Annotated in this window: 8 protein-coding genes; 1 reads left to right on the top strand and 7 read right to left on the bottom strand. The window is 42.2% G+C overall.

What is annotated here, in order from left to right:
- Window positions 1-1011 (top strand): IS110 family transposase (locus VFDL14_RS0123220; RefSeq protein WP_084181871.1); only part of this gene is annotated, 1011 nt, incomplete at its 5' end.
- A 380-nt stretch (window positions 1012-1391) separates the two neighbouring features.
- Here VFDL14_RS0123220 and VFDL14_RS0123215 read toward each other — a convergent pair.
- The 7 genes from VFDL14_RS0123215 to VFDL14_RS10680 all read right to left on the bottom strand — a co-directional run bounded on the left by VFDL14_RS0123215 (window position 1392) and on the right by VFDL14_RS10680 (window position 5169).
- Window positions 1392-1772, bottom strand: a complete 381-nt coding sequence (locus VFDL14_RS0123215; protein ID WP_050487426.1) for a hypothetical protein — start codon at window positions 1770-1772, stop codon at window positions 1392-1394.
- 104 nt (window positions 1773-1876) lie between these two features.
- Window positions 1877-2650 (bottom strand): aminoglycoside phosphotransferase family protein, encoded by a 774-nt coding sequence (locus VFDL14_RS10655; RefSeq protein WP_032551481.1) that lies wholly within the window; start codon window positions 2648-2650, stop codon window positions 1877-1879.
- A 143-nt stretch (window positions 2651-2793) separates the two neighbouring features.
- Window positions 2794-3150, bottom strand: coding sequence for a hypothetical protein (locus VFDL14_RS10660; RefSeq protein ID WP_032551480.1), 357 nt, complete (start codon window positions 3148-3150; stop codon window positions 2794-2796).
- 73 nt (window positions 3151-3223) lie between these two features.
- Window positions 3224-3571: a hypothetical protein gene (locus tag VFDL14_RS10665; RefSeq protein WP_032551479.1), complete on the bottom strand. Its 348-nt coding sequence runs from the start codon at window positions 3569-3571 to the stop codon at window positions 3224-3226.
- A gap of 42 nt (window positions 3572-3613) precedes the next feature.
- Entirely contained in the window at window positions 3614-4039 is a 426-nt protein-coding gene (locus tag VFDL14_RS10670) for a hypothetical protein (protein ID WP_032551477.1), read from the bottom strand.
- A 126-nt stretch (window positions 4040-4165) separates the two neighbouring features.
- Window positions 4166-4396 (bottom strand): HEAT repeat domain-containing protein, encoded by a 231-nt coding sequence (locus tag VFDL14_RS10675; protein ID WP_268844472.1) that lies wholly within the window; start codon window positions 4394-4396, stop codon window positions 4166-4168.
- A 365-nt stretch (window positions 4397-4761) separates the two neighbouring features.
- The gene (locus tag VFDL14_RS10680; RefSeq protein WP_032551475.1) at window positions 4762-5169 is read right to left on the bottom strand and encodes a hypothetical protein; all 408 of its coding nucleotides are present in this window, start codon (window positions 5167-5169) and stop codon (window positions 4762-4764) included.
- Window positions 5170-5278 lie beyond the last annotated feature (109 nt).

Raw genomic sequence — 5278 nt, 5'->3', positions numbered from 1 at the left:
TATTTTTGCGGTATCGACCTAGCTAAAAACCACTTTAGCCTTCATGCCGTAGACCAAAATGGTAAAGTCATACTTCATAAGCCAGTAACACGCTCTAAACTATTGACTACAATAGCAAATATGCCACTCATGCGTATAGGCGTTGAAGCGTGTGGTGGTGCACATTATTGGGCCAGAACACTCAATAAACTGGGTCATGACGCCCGCATTATGGCTGTTAAATACGTAATCCCTTATCGAACTAAGGGAAAGAACGACCTTAATGATGCTGTTGCTATTTGCGAAGCTGTTCAGCGACCCTCAACTCGCTTTGTGCCCATAAAATCCCCCGAACAACAAGCCATCCTATCTGTACATAGAATGAGAGAGCATTGGGTTCGTGAACGCACCGCGCTTATGAATCGCATGCGTGCTCTGCTTTCGGAATTTGGATTAATCATTCCTGTTGGTCGTTCTTCATTGATGAAACAGGTTCCCTTAATGCTCGAAGATGCAGAAAATGAACTACCACTCCTTGCAAGAACATTGATAGCTGATGCTTATCACCACCTTGACGAACTCAACCAACGTATCGCCGATACTGAACAAGTCTTCGATTCTTTTGCCAAGGTCAGCACTAATGTCCAGCGAGTGATGAAGGTTCGAGGTATTGGGCCACAAACCGCAACAGCGATACTCGCTTCGATAGGTAATGGCTCTCAATTTGATAAAAGTCGCGACTTCTCTGCTTGGTTAGGCTTAGTACCAAAGCAATATTCCACAGGAGGCAAGCCTCGTTTAGGTCGGATAACCAAACACGGTGATAAATACTTACGAACACTATTAGTTCACGGCGCAAGGACCGTGATTGCCAACCTTGGCGACAAGCAAGATAAGCTAAGTCAGTGGTGTCGAGGCGTTCTGGAGCGCAGAGGAATCAATCGAGCGATAGTGGCACTTGCCGCAAAGAACGCACGAATTATATGGTCGCTTTTACACAATCAAACCGAATATGAAAACTATGCTGCTTAAGTAGAAACTTAAGCAGCATAAAGAGTTAAACCCACCGGGTCATTGCAGACGCTAATGATGGAGATAGGTTAAGACCACTTGCGGAGAGCCTGTTAATGCGGCGGACACACTCGATGTCATCTAACGAATAAGGCACCGCAGTCGCGCAAAGTCATCAGGGCCACGACGTATGCGAATCGTCGATAAGTAGGCCGAATGTAGAGCGGCAGTCCAAAACCCATCAACATAAGTTTAGCGGATGTTTGACAACCGGGGGAATCCATGTAGCCGCGTTAAGTAACGAACAGCGCCATCACTGCCCATCAACTATTGTGCCGTAAACACTAAAGCTGATTCAAACCTAGAATGCCAAGCATTGGGAATCTGCATTAAACGCCTTGCTATGTTTTTATGCGCCACTCTGAAATCTTGTCACCTTCTTCTGTAGTTGCTTCGTATGGCTGTACATTTTTGTGAGGTTGACTCACATTAAACGGCACGTCTAAATCATCTAAAAATATGATATGTTCTTGAAACACTAATTCATGCTCTATAGGGTAGCAAACCCATGAACGAATAAAATTGCTATTCTCGGGATCGGTTATTGAAATTATAAATGATACGGAATTTCCTCCCTTTAATACGGCCTCAGCTGTTCTCCAGTGTTCAACGTAGTCATCAATGCCCCAAAAACTTAATTCCGCTATAAAACTCTCTTGGTAAGGGCCGATTACAACCTTCCCATTCCCATCAGCATTAAGTAAAAAACTAAAGTTGCTCATATCTGCCTCGAAAATATAACGCCATACTAAGGTGCGGAATAACGCAATCTAAACTTGAGCAAAACGAAACCAGCGCACGGTATGGAGTCGCTCTTGAATGCTTGTTAGTTGCACAATGCACACTGAATTTTTTCTTTACTTTCAGTGATATATTCTATGTCATTTAGATAGGCTTGAAGATGACCTTGCTCTATGTTTTTAACAAAGGTTTCATTACCATTTTCAGCTTCACTGCGCATGAACAAAACTAAAGCCTGTAATCGCTCAATCATTGCGTCCGCTAGTCGATTTCTTTCAGACGTAGTTGCATCGTAACTATCACAGAACAACTTAGCTCTAGTTACCTGCTCAGAGATTGTGCCTAACTTATCATTGCTGTCAGTTTTGAAAGGCGACCAGCAATAAACTGAATATGCTAAATCCCATATTCTTGGCGCAGGGTGCGCAGTATCAAAGTCAAATACACCTACAACTGCGTTCTCAGATAGAGCGACATTGTATGGTGTAAAGTCACCATGACAGATAACTTCAAAAGGCTCTCTTGGCTCTAGCATCCACTTATGCGCATTGACATCTACTTGATCCAAAAGTGGCACAGTTGAGTCATGTATTTTACGCAATAGTTTACCTGCTGATATGAGTGCATCCGCAGTAGCAATTGCACCGACTAGTGGGTAGTTATAAGTATTGCCAGCAACAAAACTTAGGACCTCCTGTTCTTGGTTAACACCAAGAAATCTTGGACATTCAACTACATTTTCTCGCTCGAGGTGTTTTAAAATAACGTGAACTGTAGGACTCCACGGCTGAAGAGGTCGATAGACAACTTCACCATCTCGATATATTGCTGATTCTCTTCCACCTGATAATTCTTCCACGAAACCTCCTCGTGCAACTAACACCTTATTAAGGTGTGAGGCACGCAATATCAAAGCCTCTGCATACAACCTTAAACACTGAAACTAACGCACAGTAAAAATGCCACGCATGCCGAATCACTCTTGAACAATTTGTTAGGTGTTCAGTCTCCAATGACTAATTGATTTGGTCTGTTGCCCAAAAACTCTACCCCAACAACCGCCTCCAACTCACTTTCGGTATCAAAATAAACAGCCCATTCAAGCGTTGAACTCAAAAACACATTCGGGTTTGAAAACATTTTTGCTTCCATCCCATAGCTTTCTCGGTTTTGGTCAATATAACCGTAACATTCTTTAATTGTTTCCAACCATGAAGCAGATATTCGCTTAACTGCTTCTACGTCCTCGTCGGTGACATGTTCTTTCTCTATATAAATAGTTGCACCGTTTAAATTGATGGGCTCAATTTCCCAATAGCCCTCGCGCTTTATTAGAGCCCCAATACCTTTTATTTCCACATGTTTCTCCATGACACCTAACGCAACGCATAGTGAAAATGCCAAGCGTTGCGAGTCACTCTCAAACAAATTGTTAAGTTCGTACTACAATATTTAGCGCAATTACATCAAGTTGCCCTAACTCATTAAAGTTAAGCCGAAAGTGCTTGTAGCCTTCGCCGCTATCGATTGCTTCTGAATGGACATGTTGCTTGAGCCAAAGAGATGAGCATATTTCATAACAGCTGTCGTCTCGCTCTCCCTCAAGTAAATCAAATACCATCTGCCACTTGCATGCGACGTGATCGGCAAAATATAGCTTTACCGTCTTTTCCTGCCAATCTTTAAACTCAGCTCTCAAATCGCCTTCTTCTTGATAGATTTCAGGATATTCTGCATCTGCAGTAGAAAACCCCAAATCTAGCATTTTAACTGTTTCCATATCCCTTCCTAGCCCAAAGAACATAAACAGTTTGTTATGTGTTTACTCAAAGTAACCCTCGGAAGCAATTGCAACCGATTGAAAGTACAACCCTTCAGCTTCTTCTAGGTCAGGAAGAGTTGGACGCCAGAAAGATAACTGAAGCTCTTTAAACACGTAGCTATAACCTAACTCTGGATCAGCATGATCATAGTTACCTTCTAGCTGAACTCGTTCGAGCACATTAGTCGCTAATGTCCTATGTACGTCAAAGCCAAACAATGTCGTTGAAAACAGCTCAGACGCAGCAGTTTCAATGAACTCAACTCTTCCTTCATTATCAAAATCTACCATGAGACCATCTAAAAAATGATGGCGATGACCATAGATGCAATCAGGAGCTCCGATAACATTGCTCACTTCAGTTTCTGTCATACCAAGCTTGACTAAACCGATTGAGTTTCCTAGTTGAATTTCGAAAATTTCCATTTTTTGTCCTAAAAACACATAACGCCGCCATAAGTTGCCCGCTACCAAACTCAAACAGACCACCGTATACACACAAGCCAACCCATACCAAAATGCGCCGTGTAAAGGGTCAACTTGATGGCCTTGTTAGCTGTGTATTTGTTCGACATTCAGAGTTACCATACCTGAATGCTCTCTATCGACGAATAAATGATGGTTCTTCTGCTCGATAGATTCAATTGCCGCCCTAGCATCTTCTGATGAGTCGTCGTCCGTCAATAAGTTTTCAAGCGGCTTCAGAGCCTCGGGGTTTTGCGCTAAAGCCAGCAAGAGACATGCTTCATACCTAACTACTTTAGATCTATCACCTAGAGCTATTATGCCCAGCTCGAAAGCAAACGAACTCGAAATTGCGTATCAAGACGCATGGTATAAACATGAGGCTCTCTCACGCCACTTTTTTGATATTAAATATTTATTCAATAACAATCTAGGGAAATCCATGCCAAGACTTGATAATACTCTAGCCGCTTCGATTTCTTTATCCGAGCCTCGACCATCAAGTAATTTTAAGTTTTTTCGATCTCGATTGTATCCATATTCTTTCTCTGTACAGCTCACGCCCTGTTAAGGGGTGAGCAACGCAATACCAAAGCCGCCGCAAACCACCTTAAAACTAAAACCAACGCATAGTGAAAATGCCACGTGTTGCGAATGATCTTAAACAGATTGTTAGCTGTGTACTACAACACTAGCATTAAAATCAAAGGTCCAAAAGCGGCGACAACCATCATCAAAAACCAGAGATAAATCATCAATGATAGGTAGAGCGAAAATATCCCTTTTACAGCATTTTCCAGCTCGATACCTTTATTGTTCTGTAAAAAGTACGCTAACTCTGCCCTAGGAATGGAGCCTGCAACTTTTCGAAACTTTAGCTTCAAAAGTATAAGACCCATTGAGGTAGGTACACTAAGCATCAACAGATACAGCATGTAAGACATGAAGGTGTTCTCGGGAGATTTGTTACCTGAAACTATAGCCGCAATAATGATGACTAAGAGTAGAGAGGAAAAACCTTTAAATGATGAAAAGACTGAGTCTCGCGTTTTAACATATAGCCAAAATAACGGCTTATCGATTATTTTCATTTGTTTCTCAAACAGCTAGACATAATGCCCCCCACGAGGTGCTAGCCTCCAATATCGTGGGTTAGCTAAAAGCCAGAGCCATAATTAGTGCGTCAAACAACTAAATTTG

The sequence above is a fragment of the Vibrio fortis genome (assembly GCF_000695685.1).
In the GTDB taxonomy this organism is placed as follows: Bacteria; Pseudomonadota; Gammaproteobacteria; order Enterobacterales; family Vibrionaceae; genus Vibrio; species Vibrio fortis_A.
Note: the sequence above shows the minus strand (reverse complement) of the source record. Positions and strands in the feature narration are given on the sequence as shown.